24 protein-coding genes and 2 tRNA genes are annotated in these 26,688 nt (G+C 53.0%); 15 read left to right on the top strand and 11 right to left on the bottom strand.

Features of this window, described 5'->3' with window-relative positions; translation table 11 throughout:
- Positions 1-106: 106 nt before the first annotated feature.
- From EDD53_RS03560 to EDD53_RS03550, 3 genes are all read left to right on the top strand, one after another.
- Positions 107-1,399: an ABC transporter substrate-binding protein gene (locus tag EDD53_RS03560; protein WP_123791808.1), complete on the top strand. Its 1,293-nt coding sequence runs from the start codon at positions 107-109 to the stop codon at positions 1,397-1,399.
- Between the two features lie 268 nt (positions 1,400-1,667).
- Positions 1,668-2,894, top strand: coding sequence for a glutathionylspermidine synthase family protein (locus tag EDD53_RS03555; RefSeq protein WP_123791807.1), 1,227 nt, complete (start codon positions 1,668-1,670; stop codon positions 2,892-2,894).
- An 18-nt stretch (positions 2,895-2,912) separates the two neighbouring features.
- Complete coding sequence (locus EDD53_RS03550; protein WP_123791806.1) at positions 2,913-3,494, top strand: DUF1190 domain-containing protein; 582 nt, start codon at positions 2,913-2,915, stop codon at positions 3,492-3,494.
- An 80-nt stretch (positions 3,495-3,574) separates the two neighbouring features.
- On the opposite strand, the gene EDD53_RS03545 is transcribed toward EDD53_RS03550, so the two are convergent.
- A complete protein-coding gene (locus tag EDD53_RS03545; protein WP_123791805.1) occupies positions 3,575-4,477 on the bottom strand; it encodes a LysR family transcriptional regulator in 903 nt (300 codons plus the stop codon).
- A 226-nt stretch (positions 4,478-4,703) separates the two neighbouring features.
- Here EDD53_RS03545 and EDD53_RS03540 point away from each other — a divergent pair, with 226 nt between their 5' ends.
- The 5 genes from EDD53_RS03540 (at position 4,704) to EDD53_RS03520 (ending at position 8,964) form a co-directional block, all read left to right on the top strand.
- Complete coding sequence (locus EDD53_RS03540; RefSeq protein ID WP_123791804.1) at positions 4,704-5,501, top strand: DODA-type extradiol aromatic ring-opening family dioxygenase; 798 nt, start codon at positions 4,704-4,706, stop codon at positions 5,499-5,501.
- Between the two features lie 35 nt (positions 5,502-5,536).
- Positions 5,537-6,178, top strand: coding sequence for an NAD(P)-dependent oxidoreductase (locus EDD53_RS03535; protein WP_123791803.1), 642 nt, complete (start codon positions 5,537-5,539; stop codon positions 6,176-6,178).
- A 168-nt stretch (positions 6,179-6,346) separates the two neighbouring features.
- Positions 6,347-7,342: a hypothetical protein gene (locus EDD53_RS03530; protein WP_123791802.1), complete on the top strand. Its 996-nt coding sequence runs from the start codon at positions 6,347-6,349 to the stop codon at positions 7,340-7,342.
- 36 nt (positions 7,343-7,378) lie between these two features.
- Complete coding sequence (locus EDD53_RS03525) at positions 7,379-8,071, top strand: hypothetical protein (protein ID WP_123791801.1); 693 nt, start codon at positions 7,379-7,381, stop codon at positions 8,069-8,071.
- A gap of 131 nt (positions 8,072-8,202) precedes the next feature.
- A complete protein-coding gene (locus EDD53_RS03520) occupies positions 8,203-8,964 on the top strand; it encodes an alpha/beta hydrolase (protein ID WP_123791800.1) in 762 nt (253 codons plus the stop codon).
- 82 nt (positions 8,965-9,046) lie between these two features.
- Here the strand turns inward: EDD53_RS03520 and EDD53_RS03515 are convergent, their stop codons facing one another.
- The 3 genes from EDD53_RS03515 to EDD53_RS03505 form a co-directional block, all read right to left on the bottom strand.
- Entirely contained in the window at positions 9,047-9,682 is a 636-nt protein-coding gene (locus EDD53_RS03515; RefSeq protein ID WP_123791799.1) for a dioxygenase family protein, read from the bottom strand.
- 482 nt (positions 9,683-10,164) lie between these two features.
- Positions 10,165-11,175 (bottom strand): TRAP transporter substrate-binding protein, encoded by a 1,011-nt coding sequence (locus EDD53_RS03510; protein ID WP_123791798.1) that lies wholly within the window; start codon positions 11,173-11,175, stop codon positions 10,165-10,167.
- Positions 11,176-11,274: 99 nt separating this feature from the next.
- Positions 11,275-12,975 (bottom strand): glycoside hydrolase family 3 protein, encoded by a 1,701-nt coding sequence (locus EDD53_RS03505; protein WP_123791797.1) that lies wholly within the window; start codon positions 12,973-12,975, stop codon positions 11,275-11,277.
- 196 nt (positions 12,976-13,171) lie between these two features.
- Here EDD53_RS03505 and EDD53_RS03500 point away from each other — a divergent pair, with 196 nt between their 5' ends.
- Complete coding sequence (locus tag EDD53_RS03500; RefSeq protein WP_123791796.1) at positions 13,172-13,789, top strand: TetR/AcrR family transcriptional regulator; 618 nt, start codon at positions 13,172-13,174, stop codon at positions 13,787-13,789.
- Between the two features lie 16 nt (positions 13,790-13,805).
- On the opposite strand, the gene EDD53_RS03495 is transcribed toward EDD53_RS03500, so the two are convergent.
- A complete protein-coding gene (locus EDD53_RS03495) occupies positions 13,806-14,636 on the bottom strand; it encodes an alpha/beta hydrolase (protein WP_123791795.1) in 831 nt (276 codons plus the stop codon).
- Between the two features lie 118 nt (positions 14,637-14,754).
- On the opposite strand from EDD53_RS03495, the gene EDD53_RS03490 reads away from it, so the two are divergent.
- Positions 14,755-16,686 carry a TRAP transporter large permease gene (locus tag EDD53_RS03490; RefSeq protein ID WP_170162670.1) on the top strand — a complete coding sequence of 644 codons (1,932 nt, stop codon included), beginning with the start codon at positions 14,755-14,757 and terminating at the stop codon, positions 16,684-16,686.
- A gap of 169 nt (positions 16,687-16,855) precedes the next feature.
- Here EDD53_RS03490 and EDD53_RS03485 read toward each other — a convergent pair whose 3' ends face one another.
- Positions 16,856-17,749, bottom strand: a complete 894-nt coding sequence (locus EDD53_RS03485; protein ID WP_123791793.1) for an MBL fold metallo-hydrolase — start codon at positions 17,747-17,749, stop codon at positions 16,856-16,858.
- Positions 17,750-17,775: 26 nt separating this feature from the next.
- Positions 17,776-18,417, bottom strand: coding sequence for a DsbA family protein (locus EDD53_RS03480; RefSeq protein ID WP_123791792.1), 642 nt, complete (start codon positions 18,415-18,417; stop codon positions 17,776-17,778).
- A 95-nt stretch (positions 18,418-18,512) separates the two neighbouring features.
- Between EDD53_RS03480 and EDD53_RS03475 the strand changes: the two genes are divergently transcribed.
- Entirely contained in the window at positions 18,513-19,421 is a 909-nt protein-coding gene (locus EDD53_RS03475) for a LysR family transcriptional regulator (protein ID WP_123791791.1), read from the top strand.
- A 417-nt stretch (positions 19,422-19,838) separates the two neighbouring features.
- On the opposite strand, the gene EDD53_RS03470 is transcribed toward EDD53_RS03475, so the two are convergent.
- Both EDD53_RS03470 and EDD53_RS03465 read right to left on the bottom strand, forming a co-directional pair.
- Positions 19,839-19,913 (bottom strand) — tRNA-Asn (locus EDD53_RS03470).
- A gap of 59 nt (positions 19,914-19,972) precedes the next feature.
- Complete coding sequence (locus EDD53_RS03465) at positions 19,973-20,887, bottom strand: MBL fold metallo-hydrolase (RefSeq protein ID WP_123791790.1); 915 nt, start codon at positions 20,885-20,887, stop codon at positions 19,973-19,975.
- 72 nt (positions 20,888-20,959) lie between these two features.
- Here EDD53_RS03465 and EDD53_RS03460 point away from each other — a divergent pair, with 72 nt between their 5' ends.
- The gene (locus EDD53_RS03460; RefSeq protein WP_246002177.1) at positions 20,960-22,267 is read left to right on the top strand and encodes an ATP-binding protein; all 1,308 of its coding nucleotides are present in this window, start codon (positions 20,960-20,962) and stop codon (positions 22,265-22,267) included.
- Positions 22,268-22,378: 111 nt separating this feature from the next.
- Here the strand turns inward: EDD53_RS03460 and EDD53_RS03455 are convergent.
- Positions 22,379-22,455 (bottom strand) — tRNA-Ile (locus EDD53_RS03455).
- 124 nt (positions 22,456-22,579) lie between these two features.
- Here EDD53_RS03455 and purM point away from each other — a divergent pair.
- From purM to rnd, 3 genes are all read left to right on the top strand, one after another.
- Entirely contained in the window at positions 22,580-23,626 is a 1,047-nt protein-coding gene (gene purM / locus EDD53_RS03450) for a phosphoribosylformylglycinamidine cyclo-ligase (protein WP_123791788.1), read from the top strand.
- On the top strand, positions 23,623-24,210 hold the full coding sequence (gene purN, locus EDD53_RS03445; protein ID WP_123791787.1) for a phosphoribosylglycinamide formyltransferase: 588 nt from the start codon (positions 23,623-23,625) through the stop codon (positions 24,208-24,210). The genes purM and purN overlap by 4 nt, the downstream gene beginning before the upstream one ends.
- A 128-nt stretch (positions 24,211-24,338) precedes the next feature.
- The gene (gene rnd / locus EDD53_RS03440) at positions 24,339-25,496 is read left to right on the top strand and encodes a ribonuclease D (RefSeq protein WP_123791786.1); all 1,158 of its coding nucleotides are present in this window, start codon (positions 24,339-24,341) and stop codon (positions 25,494-25,496) included.
- A 100-nt stretch (positions 25,497-25,596) separates the two neighbouring features.
- Here the strand turns inward: rnd and EDD53_RS03435 are convergent, their stop codons facing one another.
- Positions 25,597-26,601 carry a Fe(3+) ABC transporter substrate-binding protein gene (locus EDD53_RS03435; RefSeq protein WP_123792381.1) on the bottom strand — a complete coding sequence of 335 codons (1,005 nt, stop codon included), beginning with the start codon at positions 26,599-26,601 and terminating at the stop codon, positions 25,597-25,599.
- Between the last annotated feature and the right edge of the window lie 87 nt (positions 26,602-26,688).

Below are 26,688 nucleotides of genomic sequence, written 5' to 3'. Positions count from 1 at the left end.
ATTTTTTGCATGCCATAATTTTTTTGGGGCTTAAGGCTCCGTTAAATGCGTTCGACTATAATGCTGGTGCGTAAGGTTATTCTCATCAGTCACAAGGTCGGTATTTATGCACAGTTTTGGTTCTCAGTTCTCTCGCCGCTCATTCCTAAGAATGGGGGTGACCTCTGGCATTGCCCTTGCCGCTGGCATGCCAACACTCGCCAATGCCTCGACGCCGGTCCGCATCGGATTTATTCCAGAACGTGACCCTGCGACAGGCGGCGCCGCACCCGATGCACAATACGTGGTTGAAGAACTGCGCACCGCTTTGGCAGATGGGATCGACATCGCGGGCACCACTTATCCTGTTGATATTATTATGGCCGCAGAGGGCGCTGATATCGACAGCACGGTTGGTATTGCGCAGTCCTTGATCGATCAGGGCATCAATTTGATGCTATGCGCAAGTGAGTCTCAGGCGCTAAACGAGGTCGCAAACATCTGCGAAGCGGCCAATATGCCATGTCTGACGTTCGGTCCTCCATGGGAAGTTTGGTACTTTGGTCGTGGTGGCAAAGCTGGCCAGCCAAGCCCGTTCCAATGGACGGCCCATATTGGTGCGGATATTGCCGATAGTTCCGTGGTCTCCACGCGCGCTTTCGACAAAGTGAACTCAAACAAGAAAGTTTCTGTCATTATTGAAGCAGGCCCAGAGTCTGCTACCGTCGAAAAATTCCTCACAGGCACCTATGCAAAAACGGGATACGAGGTTCTGCCATTTCAGCGCTATGAAAAGGGCGCGCAGGATTGGTCTGAAAATCTGGCGCATATGGATAAAGGTGGTGCCGATACTTTGATTATCGTTATGGAAAATGATGATTTTGTGAAGTTCATGCCACAACTGAAAGCCAGCCCGTTATCTGCCAAACTGAAAGTGGTGCAAGTCGCAAAAACTGGCGGATTTCCCGAGGATGTTGATAGTCTCGGCGCATCAGCGATTGGCCTGACGATTTTGACCGAATGGACCAAAGGGTTTCCATATTCATCCCCTGTAACAGGTGTGGGCAGCTTATCGTTGGCCTTTGGATATGAAACCGCGACGGGCAACCAATGGACCTCACGTTTGGGGGCAACACAAGGGCTGTTTGATGTTGGTATTCAAGGGCTTAAAGGCGCAAAAGGCCTTGACCGTGAAAGCATTATGACATCACTGGTTAATTTGAAAACCGACACAATGTTGGGGCCTATTGATATGACCAGCGGTCCTGTGTCAGGTGCGGGTATTGTGAAAATGGTTTCAGCTCAATGGGTTGAAGGTGTTGATGGGTACTACACACTTGATTTGATGGTGTTGGACAACACGGATCACCCTACACTGCGTCTTGAGTGGGATATGCAGCCGTTCAATGTAGTTTTGTGACTGAGCCTTGTAATAAGGTCTCGTCCATGACAGCGCCCTTGTTTTCGTGTGGCCTTGCCAAGACGTTGAGGGTCATGTGTATGGCTTCGTGAAATATGTATTGCGTGCCGCTTGCCAAAATAATTTTAGAAAATTCATGATGGCGCGCAATGTGGATGTCTTCTTATGGGGGGCGTTGCACAACCTGTGCTGTGAATACTAAACGACACTCTGGTCATTTAAGGCCCAGCCCTTTAAAGATCATCTTTGACGTTTAGGGGCAGCTTTTGTGAAAAAAATTAAACTTCCAGAACGCCCAAATTGGCGTGATCAAGCGACTGAGCTTGGCTTTACCTTTGCTGATATGCACGGGGAACCCTATTGGGACGAAACAACGGCCTATCAATTTTCCCTGCGCCAGATCGAAGAGGATATCGAAGATCCCGCAACCGAATTGCACGCCATGTGTCGTGATGCGGTGGATCAGATCGTCAAAAGCGAAGAACTGCTGGAAAAACTGGGCATCCCAAACGCGCATTTCGACCTGATCCGCAACAGCTGGGCACAGGGCGCGCCCGAACTTTATGGTCGGTTTGATCTGGCCTATGATGGCAGCGGTCCTGCTAAGATGTTGGAATATAACGCGGATACGCCAACATCCTTGTTTGAAAGCGCATCATACCAATGGACTTGGCTGGAAGATCAATTGCGCTTGGGCGTTTTGCGCGCTGGTGATGATCAATTCAACGGTATTCACGAAGCTCTGGTGACGCGTTTTGCGCAGGTCTTTGAGTCAGGTATGGATGTGCATTTCACCGCCGCCCAAGGCAATGCCGAAGATTACGCAACGGTTGAAATGCTGGGCTGGGCTGCGCGCGAAGCAGGGCTGGGGGCGCATTACTTCGATCTAGAAAAGCTGGGCGTCAGTCAAGATGGCCAATTTATCGATGATCAGGATCGGGTCATCGGCACGTTGTTTAAGCTCTACCCATGGGAAGATATGTTGGAAGATGAGTTCGCCAAACATATCCAAACCTCCGAATGTGATTTCATAGAACCCGCGTGGAAAGCCGTGCTGTCAAACAAAGGTATTTTACCAGTTTTGTGGTCAATGTTCGAAAATCACCCAAATCTTTTGCCTGCCTTCTTTAAATCCGACATTGATCAAGCGCTGCAAGGCACAGGCGGGGCAAGCCCAGCCGTGGCCGATCTATTTGCCCGCGCTCAAGATCAATTGACCAAGGCCCATGTGTGCAAGCCGATCTTTTCACGCGAAGGGGCCTCTATTTCCATCTTTGAAGGCGGCGGCGTGACAGATAAATCGTCCAATAGCGATTATGCACGTCATCCCCAGATTGTGCAGGCCTATCAGCCTTTGCCCGAATTTGACGGGTTTCGCCCCGTGATCGGCGCGTGGATGGTTGGCACAGCCTGCGCAGGCATGAGCATCCGTGAAGACAAATCCCGCATCACGCAAGATTTGTCCCGCTTCAAACCCCATTTTATCCGTGACTAAAGTCTAAGGAAACTTCATATGACCAAGCGTTCAAAATCTGTCGCCTTCTGCATTCTTGGGGCCGCGTCCTTCGCTTTGGCGGGGTGCCAAGAAGACAAAGTAGAGGCACAGGCCTATCCTGATGTTCAAACCTGTAAAGCCGAAGTCGGCCAAGGTGGGCTCGCCTCTACAGAACAATGCGATATCGCCTTTGCTGAGGCACAAGCGCTGCATGTCGAAGCCGCACCACGATATGAAAGCCAAGAGGTCTGCGAAAGCCAGCACGGTGAAGGGGCCTGCGGAACAGAGGCGCAACAGGTGGGCAACTCAGGGTCCAGCGGCATCTTTATGCCTTTGCTCACAGGCTACTTGATCGGCAATATGCTAAGCAATCGCGCGGGCATGGCCAATTCTCAGCCGATGTATAAAAAAGCAGGCGGCGGTTTTACAAATGCTGCGGGGTCGGCCAATTATTCGACCAATAAGGGCAAAGGCAGCGTCAACAGCAGCCAGTTTTCCAAGCCCGCTGCGACAATGGGCAAAGCTCCTATGAGCAAAGCTGCGGTCGCCGCACGCGGTGGTTTTGGCAAAACAGCAGGAACACGCAGCTACGGCGGTTAACTCATATGGCGGGGCTGCGTTCTGATCCTGCGCAGGGCCCTTGCCCTATTGTGTCATGAGACTGAGTTGGCTGACTGGCGTTAATCGTCAGGGGATGCAGATAGGGTTTCAAACAAAAACGTACCTGCGGGCCCCAGTGCATTGGCCTTTAGTTTTGACACTTCGACCTTAAAACTGGGCATGACATTTGAGGATCCCCATTGCGCTGGGTAAAGTTCCACCAGCGTCCCTTGCGCCAAATCAGCCTCAACCATGGGGCGGGGCATTGACCCCCAGCCAAGCCCTTGTTTCACCAGATCGTACCGCAGCCGCATTTCACTTACATGCCATTGGTTCACACCGATGACACCATAGTCACGGGCATGGCGGGTGGCTTTCGGGTTGGACACGACGATTTGCAGATGATCGCGCATGGCCTCTTTTGGAAACTGCGGTGGCAATTGTGCAAGCGGGTGATCGGGTGGTGCCACCGCGACCAAGTCCAGTTTTGTCACCAAACGGCTTTCAAGGGCTGCCTCAGGAAAAGGCGAGGCCAAGAACAGGCCGAGATCGGCGTGATGATTTATGAGCTGCTGTGTGGCATCTTGGGGCTGCACGGTAATGATCCGCAATTGCACCATGGGAAATTCCGCGTGAAAGCGGCGCAGTGCCAGCGTAAACATCGATAGCGGTAAAAACGTTTCAAGCAACAAAACAAGTTCGGCTTCCACGCCTTTCGATACAGCCTGTGCTTGGACACGGAATTCGGCCAAATCATCCATGATACGGCGCACTCGCGGCAATAATGCGCGCCCTTCATCGGTCAGGGCAGGGCGATAGCTGGAGCGATCAAACAATTCGACGCCCGATTGGTCTTCAAGCTTTTGCACAGCATAGGTCACGGCGGATTGCGCACGCCCCAATTTGCGGGCGGCGGCGGCAAAGCTGCCTTCCTCAACAATCGCGAGAAAAACAGCAAACTGATCAAGTGTAAGGGCTTCCATGTCTATCAGATTATCAGAATGATATCTTCTAAACTATCCCTATTTTTTCGCAGAACCATTCAGCGTAAACCACAACCAGAGGGGTTTAGACCCAAAGTTTTCCATCGAAGGTGCCAAACATGGCTTATACATCTACAAATACAGCCCCCGTTTCCAAGGGCATCCACATCGACATCTGGGTGGCGCAGGCACTGACTGACATCGTTCTGAACCAAGGGTAAATATCATGACCAACACACTTCCCACCTATTTCATTTCCCACGGTGGTGGCCCATGGCCTTGGGTGCCGCAGATGCGTGAATTTTTTGCTCCGCTTGAGGCCTCTTTGAAACAAATGGTTGCTGATTTTGGTGAAAAACCCAAAGCCATCTTGATGATTTCTGGCCATTGGGAAGACACTGACGTTGCCATCATGGGGGCTGCCAAACCGCCGATGATCTACGACTATTCTGGCTTTCCGCCCCATACCTACGAGATCGAATACAAGGCGTCAGGCGCGCCCGAAATAGCGGCCCGCGCGCTAGACTTGTTGACCAAAGCAGGGATCAAAGCCCATATCGACCCAGCCCGTGGCTATGATCACGGACTCTATGCCCCGATGGAGGTGATGTATCCGAATGCGGACATGCCAATCTTTCAGGTGTCGATGCTGAAATCCTATGATCCAGCTGATCACATCGCTATAGGCCGCGCTTTGAAACCGTTGCGCAATGAGGGCATTTTGATCGTTGGATCTGGTTTGAGTTTCCACAATATGCGCCTGATGCGCAGCGGAGGCACTGCGCCTTCTGCTGAATTCGATGCTTGGCTCTTTGACGCGATGAAAGCCTCACCAGAGGCGCGATTGAACGCCATTTTGAATTGGGAAACCGCGCCTTCTGCGCGCATTTGCCATGACGAAGAAGACCATTTGGTGCCGTTATTCGTGGCGCTTGGTGCTGCTGAAAATGAACCAGCAGAGCGGATTTTTCATGACACCAGTGAGATCACTGGGATCACAGTCTCCAATTATAAATTCGGCTGATTGCGCTGCGCACCAGCCTGACAAAAGGAAAAAACATGAACTTACTCGTATTAGGCGCCACTGGGCGCACTGGGCAGCACATTGTCGCACAGGGTCTTGCCAAAGGTCACGCGATCACAGCCTTGGTGCGCGATCCAAGCAAAGTTACACCGCGCGATGGACTGACATTGATCAAAGGCACGCCAACAGATGCCGCAGATGTGGCGGGTGCGGCACAGAATGTGGACGCCATTCTTGTTGCTTTGAACAATCCACGTACTTCGGATGCCCCTTGGGCCAAGCCTGTGAGCACTGAAAAAATCTTGACGCAAGTTGCTGAAAACATTTCAGCTTTGGGCAAGCAACGCGTTGTTTTCTTGTCGGCCGCTGGTGTTGGCGACAGCTTTGCCTCTGCCCCATGGTTCATGAAGTTTATGATCAATCGTACAAACTTGAAATATGCCTATGCCGATCACAATTCAGCCGAAAAGACCTTCCGCGCCTCACAAACCGATTGGACTTTGGTTCGTGCAATGGGGCTGTCGAACAGCGAAAAGGAGAAAACCTTGATCGTTGGCACGGCCACCAGCCCTAAACCTGGTATGATGGTGCGTCGCAGTGCTGTGGCTGGATTTATGTTGTCAGCTGTTGAAAACGCCAGTCACATCAAAGAAACCCCCGTTATTTCGGAAAAGTAAGCACCGCCATGATCGAAGTATCGGCTGTCTCTTGAGGTATCGAGAGACAGCTTTTCGATAGCGCCACGGTGCAGATTTTTAAGCAGGTCTTTAAACTGTAGACTTTCATTTCCAAGGCAATCATCATTGGCCAAAGTGAGAGGTTGATCGGTGAATGAGGGCAGGGGATTGAGACAAAGCTTTGGTCTGTATCTATTGTTTTGGGCCGTCGTGCTGGCCGGCGAGGCGCAAGCAGGCTGCGCACAGGGGCAAGAGGTCTTTACCTCTTGTCAAATTGAAGGCCGCGATACCGAAGTTTTCGTGTGTTTCGATGACCACATCGCAACCTATAGCTATGGACCAACCGGCGGACCTGCTGAGTTAGTCCTGTCAGAAACCATTGAGCGCGTTGATTATAAACCTTGGTCAGGATCGGGCATATCGATCCATGAAAACATCACATTCTACAACGGCGATTATGCCTATAATGTTGGCGGTGGTTTTGATCGTCCCTTTTCTGAAGAAGACATGCAAAGCGATATCAGGCGCTTTGGTTGGGTTGAGGTGACAGAAAGCGGTGTGCCCGCAGCCAGTCTTGAATGTGTCCCAGACACGGTGAGTTACGGCTTTGGCGGCGGTCTTCATGATCTTAAACAAGCCGCGGGTCTTGCGTGGGATTCCTATTCGTTCACATGGGTGTCGCAAGATATTCAGCCCAGGCCCACTTCGATTTTACGCGCAAACCCCAGCGTTGATCCCCGCGAATATTGTCTGCCTGCGACCGAATTTAGTCTGGGGGGCGTGCGCATGGGCGATTCCTTGAGAGTGCTCGGCAAACTTGGATCCCCAGAGGCCATTGATGCCGATCCCATGGGGCGCGGTCAGGCCATAGATCGCATGACGCTGGTTGGACTTGAGGTGGACATTTTCCAAGAGACCGTGGTGGCCTTGTCCACCACATCCCCCGATTGGAAAATGCCATCTGGGTTGCGCGTGGGTTTGACACGCGGCGAAGTCATCCGCCTTTTGGGGACTGTGCCCAACGGCTATACGGCCACTGCGTCCAGTTTTGCGTCACATGTTTGTATGGATAATGCAGTGTCTGATCCCGAATGGACCATGGTGATCGACTTTGGGCAAAATAACCGCGTGGACAACATATATTTTGTCAACGCATCTTATTAGCGGCGCGCGCAGGCCGCACTTGGGAGGTAGGTCAGTTTGAAAATCTTCGCGCCCTTTGTGGTCTTGCTGATTTGGATCAGCAGTTGGTTTCCAACATCGCCTGAAAGAGGCGCAATCATGATTGCGGCCTGTTGCGTTTTGGGGCTGGCTATGGCGCAGATGGTTCGAAAATCCGAAAATAGCCGCGTCTGGCCCGCAAAAACCACCGTCGCTACGGCCGTTGCGACCTGCATGATCGGCGGGCTTTTGACGGTGATGACATGGGCAGAGGGCAGATCTGCGAATGCTGGCATCTTGCTGTTTTTTGTCCTTGGCTTTGCGGGCTATCTTTTGATGATCGGGGCTATTATTTCGCGCAGATCCCGCCGTTTTGCGCCCATTGGCGCAGGTGGGCTGATGCTCATGCTGGCTGCTGTGTGGTCATGGGGCGCTGCGCTTGGGATGTATTTCCATCGCGGGGTGCAAAGCCCCAGTGAGATCGCTTGTATTTTGATGCCCACCCAAGGGGACTATACGACAGAATTACGCTCGATATGGCAGATGCGCTTGCCTGAGGTTGCCTCTCAAAACACCAGTTCGAATGGCCATTATATTTGGGATTATCATGCCATCCTTGTGACGCAAAATGACGGGCAGTTTCAACTATACAACTGGTCAAAAAAAGGGATGCGTTTTGATCCACTCGATCCTATGCGCAATCCGTATCTGCCTAGAACATGCCCTGAATAGCACGCATACTGTTCCCCCTTGCGCGACAGAGAGGGTCTTTAAAAATCCATGTTGCGGGCTATCTGTCACAACACATGCAGAATGGTTGCCGTCAAATCGGTTACCAAATGTCTTGAACACGGAGCTTTGCAATGTCACAGCCGGCCGCCATCCATCTTGATCACAAAGGCCAGCGCATTTCAGGCGTGCGTTACCCTGCTTTGCACTCTGGCGGGGCGCGCGTTTTGATCAACCATGCTTTCGGCGTAACACGAACAGGCGTGGGACGCGCATTTGTCGATCTGGCACGTGGCCTGACGCAAGCGGGTTGCACCGTCTATGCGTTCGACCGTTTAGGACACGGCGAAAGCGACGGGCGGTTTCAGGATATCACCGTGCCTGATGAATTGGCGCAATTGAACGCCATGCTGGATTTTATCAAGGCAGAGGGGGCAGGGCAGGTTCATCTTTTGGGCCACTCGCTTGGAGGGATGGAAACCGCTTGCCTTGCGGCGCAACGCGCAGGTGATGTCGCAAGTCTGACACTCTGGGCGGCTGCGGCTGTTTTTGTCGATGATATCAAGAATAACGAAATTCAGGGGAAATCCTTGGACCCGCTCTATGAGACTGGCCTTTTCGATCACAATGGACAGGCGCTTGGATTGCCCTTTGTACAAACCGCCAAGTCGTTTGACCCTTTTGCTGGGTTGGAGGCCTTTCAAGGCCCTGTAAAGATCCACCAAGGCGCAGCTGATGCTGTTGTTCCTATGAAATACGCTGAGCGCTACGCGAAGATTTGGGATCAAAATGCAACCCTATATCGCTACGCTGATGCCGACCATGGTTGGAACAGCCTTGCAGAGCGGACATTGTTATTGCAGCGCTCTGTGGCTGATATCGCAGGGTTGAAATAGGCGCGGCGTCCCTTTCACTGAAAAGGGACGCGTGCTGTTTTTTATCGTTGTCAAATTCTGATTTCGTGCCCCCTGAGCCGCCTTAGGCAGTGGGCAGGATAACATCGACTTGCGCTTCTGTTCGATCTTCAACTTGGGTGAAAACCATCGACACAGCTTTCGCTTCGCTTTGTGAAAGCCTGCCAAAAATTCGGTCACGATCGTTTGCTGGATGCCCGTCGATATAGAACTGACTGGTCAAGATTTCTGTCTCGCCGTCAAAGACCTTGACGTGTATGTGAGGCGTGCGGCCAGGGTAGGTCACAGGCTTAATTGTGCGAAATTCGTAAGACCCATCCGTGCCAGTGATGTCATGGCCGAAGCCTTGAAAAGCCGCATCAAAGTCGATGTTTTGACTGTCTCCAGGGTGCAGATATTTACCGTTCATGTCGCATTGCCAAATCTCGATCCGCATGCCGTTGAGCGGTTGGCCATCTGCATCCATCACGCGGCCTCTAAGTGTAAAAACCTCGCCACCAGCTTCATGAACCTTACCCATGATCTTAACCAAATCATTGTCGACATCAGCCCTGCGCATGGGCTGAGTGGGGTAAAAGGGGCCTTCGGTTGCGGATGGCGTAGGTGCGGCTGCAAGTGCTGAGCGTCCAGCAGCCGACAGGCCCAAAGCGCCTAGGGCCCAAGCAAGGATACCACGACGCGTGAAATTAGAATTGGTCATTGAGATGCTCTTTGGTCGTTTCAAGTATAGGTTCAACGTGCGACCCCCAAGTTTCCGTCGGGTGATTGCGCAAATGTACAATTTTTGAACATCTAAGTCACTTGTTGACACAACACGTCTTAGTGAATTGGACCGATACGGGACAGGGATTAAAAGACCACTGATTTGTAAAAACCATAAAGCGCCTGAGGCGTAAGGGATGAGTTGGGGAGGCCTCGGCCTATTGGGCGCCACACTGGGATGCTTTAGCTGATCAATAGGCGCGCTTTGTGCTTTCTGAGTACTGTGCGTGCCAAAAGGCAATGCAGGCGCACTGTGGTTTGGAGATTGCATCATGTCGCCTGCTGGGAAGCCTGCGCCCAATGATCCCGCTTGTCCATAAATCGGTTTTAGATTTGGACATCTTGTTGCCCCATGACAGATATCGCGGAGCCAAGAGCCGGTGCGTATCATCCCACCGGCTTTTGGCTGTTGTAATGGTCTTACTTTTCAGCGGCTTCCGCTTCCATGCTCAGCTCAACCCAACGTTCGATGATAGGTGCGCCGCCTTCAACAAATTGCGCAAACATTTCAACGCTTGGCTGCAAGAATTTTTCGCGAAGCGCTGCTACGTCTTCCGCTGGGGTTGCAACCACGCTGTGTCCTGCATCTTCAAGCGATACGCGAACGCTGTCGGCCCATTCATCAACACGTGCGCCCGCTTCGCGGCTGACGTCACAGCCCGAATTGGCGTCAAGCACGGCTTTTGCTTCATCCGACAAGGCGTCGTAGCGCGCCTTATCCATGAAGACCATGCCCATGGCACTGCCAAGCGGGAACTCAAGGTGGTAGTTTGTCACTTCGTCCAGTTTGAACGCTGGAAGTGCTGTGTAAGTAATAACAGTGCCGTCAGCCGTGTTGCGTTGCAGCGCCTGATATTGATCCAATAGGTTGATTGAAAGAGGTGTCGCGCCAAACCCACCGATCAGTTCAGCCGCAGGTGGGCTTTCGACCATAATTTTTTTGCCAGCGAGATCCTCAAGAGAGTTGAGCGGGCCTTCTTTGGTGTGGATATAGTTCTGTGGGAAGGGGATGAAATACAGCGGTTGGAATGCATCGTATTCGTCGCCAAACAGACCTTCTTCGTACATCTGGCAGAACACGCCCGTAGCCGCTGAAGCAGAGACATCGAAAAACGGGGTGGTGGCCACAAGTGATTTGGTAAAACGGCCCGGATCAAACACAGTCATCGTCCATGAGATTTGAACAATGTTATTGGCAACGCGTTCAGGCGCATTCACGGAATTGACAAGCGCAGGGCCGTCACGCTGCACAAGTGTCAGCGCATCACCACTTTCCGCTTGAACCTTGTCGATCCAAGGTTGCAACAGGTATTCATTCGCGACGCCGCCAGCGGGGTTTCCTGTCCCAAAAATCAGCGTTTCTGCGGTTGCTGTGGTTGTTGTGAGCGCTGTCAAAGCCGCTAAGGTCGTCAGTTTCATCTCGGATCGCATGGTTTCCTCCCAAGTGCGGTTTAAATGGCCAGATCGTTGTTTTTATGTCCGGCTGGTGGATGGCATGGCCCGCAAGCTTTTGGGCCATGGCCTTCGTTTCTAAAGTCTTGATTTCGCATGTTTTCTATTGCCAATGGGCAAATCGAAATAGTCGGGATCGATTCCGCAAAACGGATCGATGGGCGAGGTGCCTTCAAACGCCTGCTTGCCCATCATCGCGTCGAGCATAATCGATTGCATGGCTGGATGGCTCATGTAGGCGTTGGCATAGCCCCAAACGCCAGGGGCTTCGTACATGTGATAGGGCCAGCCAAACGAAATCATAAATGTCGGCGTATCGTGCCAATGGCGTGACATGGCGGATACGAAATTGCCGTTCATCGCGCCCCATTCATTGGTGATCGTGCCACGCGTTAACAAGGTTTCTTCCGCGTAAACATAAAGCAACAGATCGCATCCTGTTGGATCGACGGGCGTGCCCCATATGTGTTCAACAACCTCAAAGCCAGCCTCTTTCATCATGCCTTTGAAGGCGAGGGGCAGGGGCTCTGTGGAGGATGCGGGCGGAAACCCGACCCCGCGTGAGACCACGTAGATCCGCTTATAACGCTCAGGTGTGATCGGAAGCAGGCCGTCACGGGCCTTGACCAGTGTGGGCGCCTTTTTCATCACCTCGTGAATGGGTTGGGTGTCGATCTGTTCGGGCGCACCTGCATTGGGCCGGATGTGCAACCCAAGCGCTGCCTTCATCGCAAGCTGACGCAAAATCGCAGTGTCCAAACGGTCTTGGGTGACGCGACCATCGGCCAAACCAGCAAGAATAAAATCGGCATCTTGTTCCAGCCCCTGTGCGCCAAGAAGCACATCACAGCCTGCCATCAACGCGTTCACCACCAGTTCGCTGCGCGGGTATACCCCAGACATGCCAGCCATCGGGGTCGCGTCCGATACGATCAGACCTTTAAATCCCAACGTGTCGCGCAGCAGGCCTTCGTTCAAGTGGACATTGAGTGATGCTGGCAAAAAGGCCTCTGGCCCTGACACGCCGACCACATCCTTCATATAGGACGGCAAGGCGATATGCGCGGACATCACAGTCATTGCGCCTGCATCAATCGCCGCGCGGTACATGGTGCCAAAAGAGGCTTGCCAGTCGGCAAAGCTAAGATCGTTGATCGTTGTAACAAGGTGCTGGTCACGCTGGTCTGTTGCCTCGCCTGGCCAGTGTTTCACGGTGGCGGCAATGCCTGCTTCTGTCAGCCCCGCAAGTGTCGCCAAGCCTTGGGCTTGGACCGTCTCTTGATCTGATCCGTAGCTGCGGGTGCCAACAACGGCAGAGCGAAACGCAATGTTCAGATCAATCGCAGGGGTGAAACTCCAGCGGATACCGAAGCCGCGTGCCTCACTGGCCAAAGCGCGCACAGCCCTTTTTGTCAGCGCGGGATCGTTCGCAGCAGCCAGCGCCATAGGGTTGGGTGCAGGCGTTGATCCGCTTTGGACGGTCATCGACCCTTCGAGATCAGCGCAATAGCCAACAGGGATATCCAAGAGCGCATTCAGTTTCTCAAGTTGCTGCAACTCATCTTCGGCCTCTCCGCTGCCCATACGGGTAATGAACCCTGGCTGTACGGCGGCGAGTTCTTCAAGATCAAGCACTGGGCCCATCGTCATTTGCGAGAACAACAACCGTGCCTTTTGGACGTTCTGCAAGGTTTCGAACGTGTCTGTCACCCATTTTTGCGCGGATTGATCTAGCGAGAATGGTGGCTGTGCAAAACCTGCGATGAGGGTGTCGTGCATGAAGTGCCTTTCTGAATGTGTCAAAGCCGCTCACATAATGGGGCGTCTCAAGTTGTGATAATTAATTAACCTATCAGTAGGTAATTTAAATACAAGACCCGTTTTGAAGCTCTTCGGCGAAACCTCTGAATCGCTCTGGATGTGCAGCGACGTTTGATGATAAACTCTTGAAACGACAGCAAGGGAACGGGCAGACATGGCATCGCAATCAAAAAGAGCACGTGGGCGCCCCCGCGCAGATGACGCCGATGCAAAGATTGCGCGCATCCTGTCAGAAGCTGCGAAGCTGTTCGCAATGCAGGGATTCAATAAAACCTCATTTGCGTCCGTCGCCACTGCGGTGGGCATGACACTTCCAGGTCTGACCCACTATTTCCCAAGCAAAATTGGCTTGCTTTTGGCCGTTCTCGAAGATCGTGACGCTGAGATGTTCAGCCAAAACCCTGATCGTGATCCGCATAAGATTTTCGAAACGCTGGCACAGCTTATGGCGCGTGATTTGACTGTCGGGGCGCAAATGACACAGCTTTTCAGAATGCTCTCAGCCGAGGCACAGTCAGATACGCATCCCGCCCACGCGTGGTTCAAGCTGAGGAACGAGAAAATCCTGTCATCGCTGTCTACAGATCTAAGCAGTTTGCAACGCCAAGGCATCATCCGCAGTGATGTCGATTGTCAAGACGAAGCAATCTCGATCCTTGCGATGATGGAGGGCTTGCAGCTTTGGTGGACCCGCATGCCTGACACCTGTCGGGCCAAGTCTATTTTTGACGTCTTTCTTGAGCAAACAAAACAACGGCTTTTGGTCCCATGACGGGGGCGGCACCCTTTTAGGGACGTGTCGAAAGCCAGTTTTGATAGGCCTCAAACCAAGCGCTTGCGGTGGTGCCAGTTGAGGACATGCCAAAGCCGTGCCCACCTTTATCGAACAGATGAAAGTCGACGCTGATACCTGCGTTCAGCAATCCGTCAATAAGCGCAAATCTATGGGCTTTAAAAACAGGGTCGTCCTGCGCGATGGCGACGAAAATGTCTGGCGAAATCGCCACGTTTTGCATTTTCGCCATAGCTGGATAGATCAAAGCCACTTGTTCAATGGCGGCGTCTGAGCTGCATTGCTCAAGCCAACGAATGGCCGTACGCGCCCCTGCAGAAAAGCCAAGAACCCCAATGGGCGCGCTGCGGTTTAATCCGCGCACAGCTGCAATCGCATGGTCCAGATCCGTGACTGCCAGTGGGTTTTCTGGTGGTGGCGTACTGCCAAGCAATTTGAAACCCGCAACCATATCCTCAAAAAAGGCATCGGATGACACAGCGGTCGGCACCGTGCGATAAGCGAGGACATAGGCGGTGAACCCTAGGTCGCAAAGGGCGCGTGCAGCCTTAAATCCCTCATGCTCCATCGAGAGGAATTTGTATCCTCCACCCGGCAAGACGATGACTGATTTTCCGTTGTCTTTATCTTGTGGCGGACGAAACGGATACAAGATCGCCGTTTGCACATTTCGGGCAATCAAGTTCCCCATAAAGGTTTCCCATATCTGGCCTGAGCCTTGGTCTTCGCCAAGCGTGATCTTCTCAAGATCGGGGGCTTTTGTAGCTTGCGGCACTGCCATTTTCGGGCGCGCGTCGCGCGGTGTTTCGTCTTTTGATTTCGTCACGTGCAGGGTCCGTTTCTACGTCATGGCGCCTGCGCAGAGTCCGCAGATGCACATATTTGTTGCGTCAAATATTAATTTACCTATAAGTTGGTAATCTAATTAAATGGGAGAAGTAAACATGTTTGCATCGTCACAGTCTGTCCCTGTGGTCGCGCAGCGCGCACGCAGGGTCACTGGGGTTATATCGATCCTCGCAATCGCTAGTGTTTTGCTTGGTGCGATGACGATTGTGGTCGATGTGCTTATGCGTTGGCTCCTTGGGCAATCCATCTTTGCCTTGAACGAAATATTATCCATCGTCTTCGCCATCGCTGTTGCGGCGACAATTCCCGCGGGGGCCGCGTATAATGTGAACCTGCGACTTGATCTGCTGGCCCATCTGACATCCCCCCGTGTGAATGCATGGTTGAATGTGATCAGCGCGGTTTCATTGCTTGTGTTCTTCGGTGTGATCGGGGTCAGCGCATGGGGCATTGGGCTGCAAAAAGTGGCGCAGGGCAGCTTTACAATGCTCTTGCGGTTGCCGCTGCATCCCGTTTACTTCGCTGTTGCATTGGCGATGTTTGCAGGCGCTCTTGTGCAAATAACGGCTATCTATGTCGCGGTCCAACAAGCCCGCGCCATCGGGCGGGAAGGGCGCAAAACCCATCTCGCAGTGATTGCACTTTTAACTATTTTGGCGGTGAGCATGGGCATGCTGAGCTTTCTTATGGCCACCAATATGGGGGCTGTGACGAACTTTGTTTTGCTGCATCCGAGCGCGGCCGTGTTGTGCGGATTTGCCCTGTTGTGGCTCGGTGTCTTTGCCCAATTGCCATTGGCAACCGTGACCGCAGGGTTGGGCGTTGTCGGAGCCATGCCAGTTGTCGGCGGAGCGGCCTCTGTCGACACGATGACCAGCGAAGCGATTACCTTTTTGCTGAACCCGCAGGTCGCGACTTTGCCATTGTTTTTGATCATGGGCGCCTTTGCCGTTATCTCGGGCATCTCGTCTGATCTGTTCCGTCTGGGGGATGCGCTTTTAGGGCGCTTTCGCGGAGGGCTTGCCTATGCAACGGTTGCAGCTTGTGCAGGGTTTGGCGCTGTTTCGGGCAACTCGCTTGTGACCTCGGCCACATTTGGACGCATGGCCTTGCCAGAAATGAAAAAGCTGGGCTATGCACCAACCCTGTCCACCGCCACTGTCGCAGCAGGCGGTACCTTGGGGGCTTTGGTGCCGCCTTCTGGCGTCATCATTCTGTTCGCTCTGCTCACCCAAGAATCGATCGGCGCCCTGTTTATTGCGGCATTGCTTCCAGCGATCCTTGCCTTGGTGCTGTATTTCGCAGTTATCTTTTGCATTGTAACACTTAATGCAGAGGCAGCCCCCAAATCCGCAGGCGCATCAGGTCGTGAAATTTGGGACGCAGTTGTCACCGCCTTGCCTGTCATGGGGCTGTTCGCAATCGTGATTGGTGGTCTCTACGGGGGGCTGTTTACGGTCACAGAAAGTGCAGCTGTGGGCGCTGTTGCGGCCTTTGCATTGGCCTTGTTTCGCGGGCGGCTCACGCGGGCAAGTCTTTTGTCTGTTTTTGGAGAAACCACAACGACTGTCGCAATGATTTATGCGCTTGTCTTTGGCGGCTTGATCTTTGCCTTTAGCGTCAATCTGACGGGCGCGCCCGACCTTGTTGCGGGATGGATCGCGAGCATTGATGCTCGACCTGTGGTTATACTGATGGTCTTGATCTGTATTTACCTGCTCCTTGGGTCAGTTATGGATAGTTTCGCCGTGATGATCATAACCTTGCCCGTGGTGACGCCGATTATTCTGGATTTGGGCTATGATATGCTGTTTTGGGGCGTTTTGATGCTTGTTGTGGTTGAAACAGGCATGATTACGCCGCCATTTGGAATGAACTTGTTCATTCTCAAAAGCATTGATCCAGAGGAGGGTCTCGGGACTGTCATGCGTGGGGTGCTGCCCTTTGTGATCGCTGACTTTGTAAAAATCGTTATCTTGGTCGCATTCCCAGTCCTGTCACTTTGGCTCCCAAGTACAATGAATTAACCCGAAGGCCTGCTGTGGGTGTTTCGACACATCCTTCGCAGGCTCTGCCGTCTTTTGCGATCTCAAGGGGGCGTGCCGAAAACGACACGAGAGCGGCCAAGATAGCTTGGCCGCTCTCGTTTAACGGTGTTTATCTGCGGCAAGTGCCGCGAAAGGGATCAGGCGCGGATCAGCCCCATTCCATCTCGCCGGTGAGAACCTTGGCGCCGACATCCAATGCGACGCTCATCCCCAAATCGGGGTAACGGGCTGTCATCGCCGCGTGCAGATCTGCCGCAGTTTCGGCGGTGGCCAGCTCTTCGTCGATGGCCAGAAGATACTCTTTGGTGAATTCCACCGCAGCAAGGCCCATCGGCGCGTCCAGCGTCATGTGGCCAGGCACGACAACCTTCGGATTGCGAGCGATGATAGCATCAAGGTTGGCGATCCATGCAGCGCGCTGTTCTTTGGTGGGGGTGTCGGCAGTCCAGACATGGGTGCCGGAAAAGACCATAACCCCACCGAACACAGCCTGTAGGTCTTCGACCCAAAGATAGCGACGGTTCGCCAGCCCATCAGCAGGAACGATCTCGATGTCGTGGCCATCCACTGTCAAAGTCGTGCTGTCGTCGGCCTCGGGAATGATTACCTCTGCCACAGTCGCAGGGCCGTTTTCGCCAAGTTGCGGCCCCCATGTTTCGACCTTTTTGGCCACATTGGCGTTGATGGCCGCGATTGTCTCGCTGGCTGCGATGACGCGGGCCTCGGGGAAGGCTTCGACGATCGGGCGCAGGCTGAAATAGAAATCAGGATCGCTTTGGCTGATGTAGATGGTTGTCAGCGTTTTGCCTGTCGCCTTGATTTCTTCGGCCAAGGCGCGACCATCGGGCAGGGTGAAGCCGCCGTCGATCAGCACGGCCTCGTTTGCGCCTTCAATCAAAACGGGCGCACGGTAAAAGCCGTTTTCGCCAGCAGGGAAATGCGTCCAAGTGAGGCCGTTTTCATCCGCAAATGAGAGTTTGGGCGCGATCAGGGCAGCAGCTGCGGCTGCGGTGGAAAGTTTTAGAATGTCTCTACGATTCATTGTCTTGTCCTTTCGGTAAAGTGGGTTCAGGCCAGTCCGAGTGCGGCGCGTACCGCATCGGGACCAGAATATAGGGTGCTTGAGTCCAGCCCGCGGCGGGTGCCATCGACCTCGGCAATGAGGGCGGGAACGCCTTGCAGGTTAAACGCCATCATCAACTTGCGGGCCTCTGCCATACGGGTTTGGACCAGTTCAACGAGGCTGGTGTCAGGTGTCAAAACACGCTTGGCGGCATCGGCAAGCTCAAGGTCGGCCAGCAAGCCTGCGACGACCTCAGAGGAGGTCACATCCTTGCCATCCACATAGCGTGCCGATTGAATGGCAGAGAGCGCCTCGATCACGCGATCAGGGCTGCTGTCAGCCACCGCCGTTACTGCAAGAGTCGCAACCGTGGAGTCCAAAGACGCATCGTCAGCCCCCAGAACATCGCGGCGATAGGCTTCGGTGAACGGTCGACCGCTTAATGCGGCGATGCGCTGATCGTTTGCCCAAGCTTGCGCTGCGAAGCTTTTCATCGGACGCGCGCCGCTGCCGGCGAACAGTCCTGTCGCATGTGGCTGAAGGTCGATCTCGGCATCGGCCGCAAGTGTGCCAATGGTCGCCGAAGCGCCGTAGCACCAGCCGCACAGCGGATCAAAAAGGTAATGCAGTGTCGTTTTCTGTGTCATGGTCTGTCTCCTTGGGCCCTATATAGGGGCATCAATTGCCAATGATAAGATAAACAATTTTGACACAGTGTATGCCAAGGGTATACAATCTGATCATGGCTAAATCACACAACCTGAACCGTCTGGCCTATTTCGCGGCCGTTGTCGAAACCGGCTCCTTCACCAATGCCGCAGACCGCCTTGGCGTGACAAAGGCCGTGGTCAGCAGCCAAGTGACGCAGTTGGAGCAGGAACTGCAAACAGCTCTGCTCGTGCGCAACACGCGCAAGGTCAGCGCCACCGAGGCAGGCAAACTGTTTTACACACGCTGCGCGTCGATCCTGAACGAGGCGGAAGAAGCCTTCAGCGAATTGTCGCAACTCTCAGAGCAGCCGATGGGCACATTGCGCATGACCGCCCCGAATGATTACGGTACGGCGATCGTGGCACCGCTTGTTGCGGCGTTCCGACACCAATACCCCGAATGTCAGGTCGAGCTATATCTCGGCGATGATCACAGGGATCTCATGGCGGGCGGGCTTGATTTGACCATTCGGGTCGGGTGGCTGCGCGATTCTGGCCTCTCGGCGCGCAAACTGGGTGGGTTCCGGCAGTGTCTCGTCGGCGCGGGCGACATGTCGGGTCGGTTCGATCACATTCAACACCCCAGCGATCTCGCCACGGCGCCTTTCGTCGCTAATACGGCGCTGTCCGACCCGCTGCACTGGCTGTTCGAAAACGCCGCTGGCGAAACCGTCCCCGTTGCCATGCAAAGCGAGCTTTCAATCGACAGCGCCCCCGCGATCATGTCCGCCGTTGAGCAAGGCGCAGGTTTGGCTATTCTGCCTGACTATCTGGTGCGTGATCGTCTGACCTCGGGCGCGCTGATGCAGGTATTGCCCGCGTGGCAACTTCCCGAGGGGGGGATTTACGCGGTGCTTCCTGCGGCAAAATTCCGCGCCGCAAAAGTATCGGTCTTTACAGAAATGCTGCGGCAAGCGGAAAAGATAAGGGGCAGAGGTTGAGTGGACCCGTCGCGGTTTGATGCTGGTGGGCGTGCAAGGGCGATGGCTCAGATTGTTTGGGCTATGGCACTGGCGAAAGAAAGCGGCGTTGACTTGGACAAGGCCGCGCAACTGGTCAATTTTGCGCCAGAAAACTGAATATCGTAAATTAAACATGCAGGCGGGGTTTCGTTCCTTTCCCTCGCTTGCATCAAAAAGCTCAAATGTTTTTCTCGACGGCTTCGGCGACGTGACGCCTGTATGGTAGCCTTGAGAAACAAAGTGCTGCCATACGATTACAGTATAATCGTTCCCTTCGTCGTCTTCGCAGAAAATACGCAAATAAGGGCTTGTCGATATTGTGAGGTTTGTGTTCCCCCAGAGGATATCCAAAAACCAAAAAGGGCTAGCTGATATCAGCTAACCCTTTGAAAACTTTGGCTCCGGCGGTAGGGATCGAACCTACGACAAATTGATTAACAGTCAACTGCTCTACCGCTGAGCTACGCCGGAATGTGAGGGCTGTATAGCTATGGGGTTTGGGGGCCGCAAGAGGAATTTACGACAAAATTCTAATTTTCTTTCACTTTCTTTAAAACAGCCCTGAATTCAGCGGTTTCGTGCAGATGGGGATGGGCCGTCACCCTTGATTGTTGTGCTAAATCAATGAGGTGGGCAAAGGTATTACGCTGTGCTGCTTGAAAAGTAAAAGAATCAACTGCGCCATAAACGCGTTCAGTAAGCTGCGGCAGATCTAGGGGGCCGTTTGCAAGCGCTTCGATGATTTGGTTCTCGCGATGCGCGCGGTGTTTCAGCAGGGCGGTGATGCGGCTGGCTCCATCAGGGACAGGGGCACCATGGGCGGGAAGCAGCGAAAGATCGGATCTTTTCAACAGTTTTTTACAGCTTTCGCGAAATGCAGCTGCATCCCCATCAGGTGGTGAAATCAGAGAACTGGACCATCCCATGATTAAATCCCCTGTTAAAATGTGACCGTTCCAAGCGAAACACAGATGGTTTCCCATATGGCCTGGCGTGTGCAGGGCTGTGATCGGCCCCGCTGGAGTTTGCAAAACTTCGGAGTCGTGCAGCAGGTGATCGGGTGTGAAATCAAGATCCACCCCTTCACCACCAGCCACCAGACCTGATGCTGCCAGATCGATCATGATCTGCATGCGCCCAGCCAAGGAATCGCCAAAGGCATAGGTGGGAGCTGAGCACAGATCGGACAGGCGCTGCGCGCCCGCGCTGTGATCTTTATGCGCATGTGTCACTAGAATATGCGAGATACGCGCATGTTGGGGCAGCGCTTCAAGGCATCTGCGCAGATGATCCAAATCGTCGGGGCCAGGATCAACCAGAACGCGCTCTGCGCCATTCCCTAAAATATAGGTATTGGTGCCCCAGTAGGTCATCTTTGAAGGGTTCGGTGCGATAATGCGGATCAATCCTGTTGCCAAGGTTGTCACTGTATTTGGGCGATCCATTTTATTCCCTCTTTGCAAGCCTCCTGCGGCTCGTTACCAATACCTATGTTTTTCAAATGGCTCAAAACATATATGCCGCGCGGATTGTACGGGCGGGCGATTTTGATCTTGCTCGTGCCGATTGTTGTGCTGCAGGTGGTCGTTTTGACCGCGTTTTCGCAACGGTATTTTAGCGATGTTACCGACCAGTTGATGCGCGGAGTACGCGCCGAAGTCTCTTTGTATCTCGACGCCATCGATCACGCGCCCCAAGCACAGGTGCCGATGGTGATCGATGCCTTGGATGTGCGTCTGGGGTTTCAATCGACATTGGATCAAGGGCAAGCGCAGGTGAAAAATCGCCGCGCATGGTATGACTTTTCGGGTGTTTTGATCACGCGCATCCTGTCGGACGCTTTTGAGGGGCTAGAGGGCGTCGATCTGTTGACAGATATGCGCGCTGTATCCTTTTCGATGCAAACTGATGCGGGGCGTTTGTCCGTGACAGTGCCGCGCACGCGCACCTCTGCGAGCAATCCGCATCAGCTGATTTTGATGACTCTGGTGACAGGGGTTTTCATGGCCTTTATCGCAGCGATCTTTTTGCGCAACCAATTGCGCCCAATCCGCCGCTTGGCACGGGCAGCCGAGGCCTTTGGGCGGGGGCGCAATGAACCCTATAAGCTTGCGGGCGCCTCAGAAGTACGTGCAGCAGGCGCTGCTTTTGTCAATATGCGGGCCAGAATTGAGCGCCATATCGAACAGCGCACACTGATTTTGTCGGGGGTCTCGCATGATCTGCGTACGCCCTTGACACGAATGAAACTCAGCCTGTCGATGATGGATGCAGACCCTGCTTTAGCAGATGACATTAAAGACCTGCAAAACGATCTGTCAGAAATGGAAAGGCTTTTGGATGAATTCCTTGCCTTTACCCGCGCAGATGCTTTGGATGAATTGCAAAAAGTTGACCCTGTTGATGTCGCTCACTCCGCTGTGGAACGTGGCCTGCGGGCAGGGGGGGATGTGACGTTTTGCGCCTTTGATGGACCTCGGATCAGCCTATCTGCGCGCCCCGATGCCCTAGGGCGGGCCTTGGATAATCTTATTTCCAACGCCTTGCGTTACGGAATGGCCGCGCGTGTTTCTGTGCATGTTTATGAACGCTCTGTGGTCTTTTGTGTCGAAGATGATGGGCCGGGCATTGCCCCTGAAGACCGTGAAAAAGCCTTGCAACCCTTCGAGCGATTGGATGTGGCGCGCAACCAAAACCGTGGCTCTGGTGTCGGGCTTGGCTTGGCCATCACCACCGATATTGCACGCAAACATGGCGGCAGTTTGCGTCTGGGCGTCAGCGAGGCATTGGGTGGTTTAAAATGCGAACTGATCATCGCCCGATAATTTTCACCGATTTTTTCGGTGTTGTGGCAAATCTCAATCAAAATGACATAGGGTGTGCGCCCAATTTCATTCCAAAGCCTTGGCGGTAAGGTCTTGAGAAAAGAGGGAATTTGGTAGGCCCGGTAGGACTTGAACCTACGACAAAAGCGTTATGAGCGCTCTGCTCTAACCAACTGAGCTACGGGCCCGCCAAGCCCTTGAATATGGTGTGTTTCAGCAGGCGTCAAGCGCATGATTTGTGCTTTTGCTTTCCTTAAGCGTAAGAGTGCGCTAAAGCGCGTGCAAATGAAGCCAGTTTGGGGACTCTGAATCATGAGCGATGCAAAAAACGGTCTGACATATGCGGACGCCGGTGTGGATATTGATGCGGGCAATGCGCTTGTCGAGCGGATTAAACCCGCTGCCAAAAAGACATCGCGCTCGGGCGTTATGGCAGGATTGGGCGGTTTTGGCGCATTATTCGACCTGAAAGGCGCAGGCTACACGGATCCTATCTTGGTTGCGGCCACCGATGGTGTTGGCACCAAACTGCGCATCGCGATTGATACAGGCAATGTGTCGACCATCGGTATCGATTTGGTCGCCATGTGTGTGAATGACCTTGTGTGTCAGGGGGCTGAACCATTGTTCTTCCTTGACTACTTTGCCACAGGAAAACTGGAATTGGACCAAGCCACAGCGATCATCGAAGGCATCGCCAAAGGCTGTGAATTGTCTGGCTGTGCTCTGATCGGTGGTGAAACTGCTGAAATGCCTGGCATGTACCATGATGGAGATTTCGACTTGGCTGGCTTTTCAGTCGGCGCCATGGAACGAGGCGAAGATCTGCCTGCTGGCGTGAAAGAGGGCGATGTTCTCATCGGCTTGGCGTCTGATGGGGTGCATTCCAATGGGTATTCTTTGGTGCGTAAAACCGTTGAGGTCTCTGGTCTTGGCTGGGATGATAAAGCCCCCTTTGGTGAGGGCACTTTGGGCGAAGAGCTTTTAAAACCCACACGTCTTTACGTCAAACAAACCCTAAAAGCTGTGCGTGCGGGGGGGGTTCATGCCCTCGCGCATATCACAGGCGGCGGTTTGACCGAAAACCTGCCACGCGTTCTGCCCGAAGGTCTTGGCGCGGATATCGATCTGACCTCATGGACTTTGCCGCCTGTGTTTTCTTGGATCGCTCAGGTTGCCGATTTGGCCGAATCTGAAATGCTCAAAACCTTCAACGCTGGCGTTGGCATGGTCTTGTCAGTCGATGCTGCACGCGCCGATGACATCATTGCTTTGCTCAAAGCCGAAGGTGAAACAGTCTACACGCTCGGCACTGTCACTGCGGGCGCGGGCGTGCGTTACTCTGGGGCGCTCAAGTGAAAAAAGTCGCGATCCTGATTTCTGGCAGCGGCTCCAATATGGTGACGCTGGCGCAATCTATGACGGGCGATCACCCAGCGCGGCCCTGTGTCGTGCTGAGCAATCGACCTGATGCAGGCGGGCTGGAAAAAGCCCGCGCTTTGGGCATTGAGACAGTGGTTGTGGATCACAAAGACTATAAAGGTGACCGCGATGCATTTGATGCAGCCGTAATCGCTGCACTCGACCCCTATAGTCCTGATATCATTGCGCTTGCTGGGTTTATGCGAATTTTAACGCCAGATTTCATCACGCATTATGCAGGCAAAATGTTGAATATTCACCCGTCTTTGCTGCCAAAATACAAAGGCTTGCACACCCATCAACGCGCGATTGATGCAGGCGATCGTCAGGCAGGATGTTCAGTGCATGAAGTCACCGCCGAGTTGGATGGTGGGCCGATTTTGGCCCAAGGCCGTGTTGATATTTTGCCTGATGATACGGCAGATGATTTGGCTGCGCGGGTCTTGCCTTTGGAACATAAAATATATCCCGAAACCTTACTGCGTTTTGCCAAAGGGGATCGTAGTCGGGTTGATATTTAGGCACACAGGCGTCTCTCAGAGGGCGCCTGTTTCGCATTTCGGCCTATTTGCTTTTCATTCCCCTTTGAGTTGCGTAGAAATTGACGAAGTCCTGCGGGATGACCCCGCTCAGTTTAGAAAAGATATATATGATCACCATCAAAACGACCGAAGCGCTGCAAGCCTTCTGCGACCACGCCAAAAATTACCCCTTTGTGACTGTGGATACTGAATTTCTTCGCGAAAGAACCTATTATTCTAAGCTCTGCCTCGTGCAATTGGCTGTGACAGGTGACAACGAAGAAGATGCTGTTTTGGTCGACCCTTTGGCCAAAGATATCGACCTTGCACCGCTTTACGACCTGTTTCGTGATGAAAATGTTGTCAAAGTCTTTCACGCCGCACGCCAAGATTTAGAAATTTTCTATATCCAAGGCAAAGTGATCCCGTCACCTTTATTCGACACGCAGGTCGCAGCGATGGTCTGCGGTTTTGGTGAACAGGTCGGATATGAGACTTTGGTGCGCAAGATTGCCAAACAAAGCCTAGATAAAACATCACGTTTCACCGATTGGTCGCGCCGCCCTTTGACGCCTGCGCAAGAAACATATGCGCTTGCTGATGTAACGCATTTGCGGATGATCTATGAATTCCTTGATGCAGAGGTCAAGAAATCCAAGCGCGAAAAATGGGTCGCCGAGGAAATGCAGGTCTTGATGAGCCCTGAGACCTATGTGGTTGAACCTGAAAACGCGTGGAAACGTGTGAAAACCCGCACCAGTTCAGGAAAATTCTTAGCTGCGGTTAAAGAATTGGCAGCCTTCCGCGAAGATTATTCGCAAAAGCGCGATATTCCCCGCAACCGCGTTTATAAAGACGATGCGATGCTAGAATTGGCATCGACCAAACCGAAGACCGCGCAAGATCTGTCGCGCTCACGCTTGCTGCTGCGTGAGGCCCGCAAAGGGGATATCGCGGATGGTATTCTGGCTGCTATTGATGCGGCGGCAAAATATAGCCCCGAGCAAATGCCAAAACCTGATCTTGAGCGCGATAAATTGCAGGTCAATCCAGCTTTGGCCGATATGTTGCGCGTTTTGTTGAAAGCCAAATCTGACAATGCCAATGTTGCGGCAAAAATGATCGCATCCTCAGCCGAACTCGACATGATCGCAGCGGGCAAACGCGATGTGCCGTCTTTAAAGGGCTGGCGTGCAGAGGTGTTTGGCGCGGATGCTTTGCGCCTGTGCAATGGTGAAATCGGTTTGGCGGTTAAAGGTCAGAAAGTCGATGTCATCACGCTTTAAGACTATGATATGATTTGTTAAAATCGATATTCAAATGTAAAAACACCCACCTTCTGCATTAAAGAGGTGGGTGTTTTCACGAAGTCAATAGCAGCTATATTTAGCCGTCGTAGTCAACTTCTTCTGTCAGACGCAAAGCTTCGCCACGAACCTCAGCAATGGTCATCAAGTTCAAATCATCTGCGGTAAATTCACCCCAGCTTTCCACCAAATCTGAGGCTGCTGTGCCTGGCGCGATTGGGTATTCGTTATTTACTTCCGCGTAGATTTCTTGCGCTTCTGGTGATGTCAGGTATTCGATGAATTGTGTCGCTTCATCCAAGTTTTTCGCAGCTTTGGTCAAAGCCACGCCTGAAATGTTCACATGCGTGCCACCGTTTTCGAAGACTGGGAATTCAAGACGTACTGAATCCGCCCATTCTTTTTGCTCTTCATCCGCCAGCATTTGCCCCATGTAATAGGTGTTGCCGATGGAAATATCACATTCGCCAGCCCAGATGGCTTTAACTTGCGCGCGATCGTTGCCTTGTGGCTTGCGCGCGAGGTTGGCTTTTACGCCTTCAAGCCACGTTTTGGTTTCCTCAGCGCCGTGGTGCACAAGGTAGGCTGATGTCAGGCCGATCATGTAGGAATTGGTGCCTGAACGCGTACAGATGCGGCCTTTCCATTTTGGATCAGCAAGATCTTCATACGTGGTGATTTCCCCATCTGCGACAGCTTCTTTCGAGGCGTAAACAACACGTGCGCGGGTGGTCACACCCCACCAGTGACCCGCAGGATCATGGTAAGCGGCAGGCACATTGGTTTTTAGGGTTTCTGTTTCGATTGATTGTGTCACACCCGCGTCAACCGCTTGGGCCAAACGTGAAATGTCGACTGTTAGGATCACATCTGCAGGGGAACGGTCGCCTTCGGCTTTCAGGCGTTCCACCAAGCCAGAGTCCATAAAGGCGACATTGACGTTGATACCTGTTTTGGCTGTGAAGGCTTCTGTGAGCGGGGCGATCAATTCTGGCTGGCGGTGAGAGTAAACATTTACGTCAGCTGCAAAAGCAGGTGCTGTGGCCAAAAGAGTCGTTGCAATAAGAGAAGTGCGCAGGGTCATATCAGTCTCCAGTTTCATTGGAGGCCTTTTAACCTGACTAAATTAGTCGGTCAATACCTGATTGATAAAATCGGATTTAACCCACCC

This window comes from Pacificibacter maritimus, assembly GCF_003814915.1.
Taxonomy (GTDB): domain Bacteria; phylum Pseudomonadota; class Alphaproteobacteria; order Rhodobacterales; family Rhodobacteraceae; genus Celeribacter; species Celeribacter maritimus.
Note: the sequence above shows the minus strand (reverse complement) of the source record. Positions and strands in the feature narration are given on the sequence as shown.

Excerpts from the sequence above, each read along its gene's own strand:
- EDD53_RS03465 (WP_123791790.1), bottom strand. The coding sequence starts at position 20,887 with ATGGATCGCCCAAATACAGTGACAACCTTGGCAACAGGATTGATCCGC.
- EDD53_RS03480 (WP_123791792.1), bottom strand. The coding sequence starts at position 18,417 with ATGACACAGAAAACGACACTGCATTACCTTTTTGATCCGCTGTGCGGC.
- EDD53_RS03460 (WP_246002177.1), top strand. The coding sequence starts at position 20,960 with ATGCCGCGCGGATTGTACGGGCGGGCGATTTTGATCTTGCTCGTGCCG.
- EDD53_RS03510 (WP_123791798.1), bottom strand. The coding sequence starts at position 11,175 with ATGCGATCCGAGATGAAACTGACGACCTTAGCGGCTTTGACAGCGCTC.
- EDD53_RS03535 (WP_123791803.1), top strand. The coding sequence starts at position 5,537 with ATGAACTTACTCGTATTAGGCGCCACTGGGCGCACTGGGCAGCACATT.
- purM (WP_123791788.1), top strand. The coding sequence starts at position 22,580 with ATGAGCGATGCAAAAAACGGTCTGACATATGCGGACGCCGGTGTGGAT.
- EDD53_RS03505 (WP_123791797.1), bottom strand. The coding sequence starts at position 12,975 with ATGCACGACACCCTCATCGCAGGTTTTGCACAGCCACCATTCTCGCTA.
- EDD53_RS03485 (WP_123791793.1), bottom strand. The coding sequence starts at position 17,749 with ATGAATCGTAGAGACATTCTAAAACTTTCCACCGCAGCCGCAGCTGCT.
- EDD53_RS03475 (WP_123791791.1), top strand. The coding sequence starts at position 18,513 with ATGGCTAAATCACACAACCTGAACCGTCTGGCCTATTTCGCGGCCGTT.
- EDD53_RS03515 (WP_123791799.1), bottom strand. The coding sequence starts at position 9,682 with ATGACCAATTCTAATTTCACGCGTCGTGGTATCCTTGCTTGGGCCCTA.
- EDD53_RS03550 (WP_123791806.1), top strand. The coding sequence starts at position 2,913 with ATGACCAAGCGTTCAAAATCTGTCGCCTTCTGCATTCTTGGGGCCGCG.
- EDD53_RS03520 (WP_123791800.1), top strand. The coding sequence starts at position 8,203 with ATGTCACAGCCGGCCGCCATCCATCTTGATCACAAAGGCCAGCGCATT.
- rnd (WP_123791786.1), top strand. The coding sequence starts at position 24,339 with ATGATCACCATCAAAACGACCGAAGCGCTGCAAGCCTTCTGCGACCAC.
- EDD53_RS03540 (WP_123791804.1), top strand. The coding sequence starts at position 4,704 with ATGACCAACACACTTCCCACCTATTTCATTTCCCACGGTGGTGGCCCA.
- EDD53_RS03435 (WP_123792381.1), bottom strand. The coding sequence starts at position 26,601 with ATGACCCTGCGCACTTCTCTTATTGCAACGACTCTTTTGGCCACAGCA.
- EDD53_RS03500 (WP_123791796.1), top strand. The coding sequence starts at position 13,172 with ATGGCATCGCAATCAAAAAGAGCACGTGGGCGCCCCCGCGCAGATGAC.
- EDD53_RS03490 (WP_170162670.1), top strand. The coding sequence starts at position 14,755 with ATGTTTGCATCGTCACAGTCTGTCCCTGTGGTCGCGCAGCGCGCACGC.
- EDD53_RS03545 (WP_123791805.1), bottom strand. The coding sequence starts at position 4,477 with ATGGAAGCCCTTACACTTGATCAGTTTGCTGTTTTTCTCGCGATTGTT.
- EDD53_RS03560 (WP_123791808.1), top strand. The coding sequence starts at position 107 with ATGCACAGTTTTGGTTCTCAGTTCTCTCGCCGCTCATTCCTAAGAATG.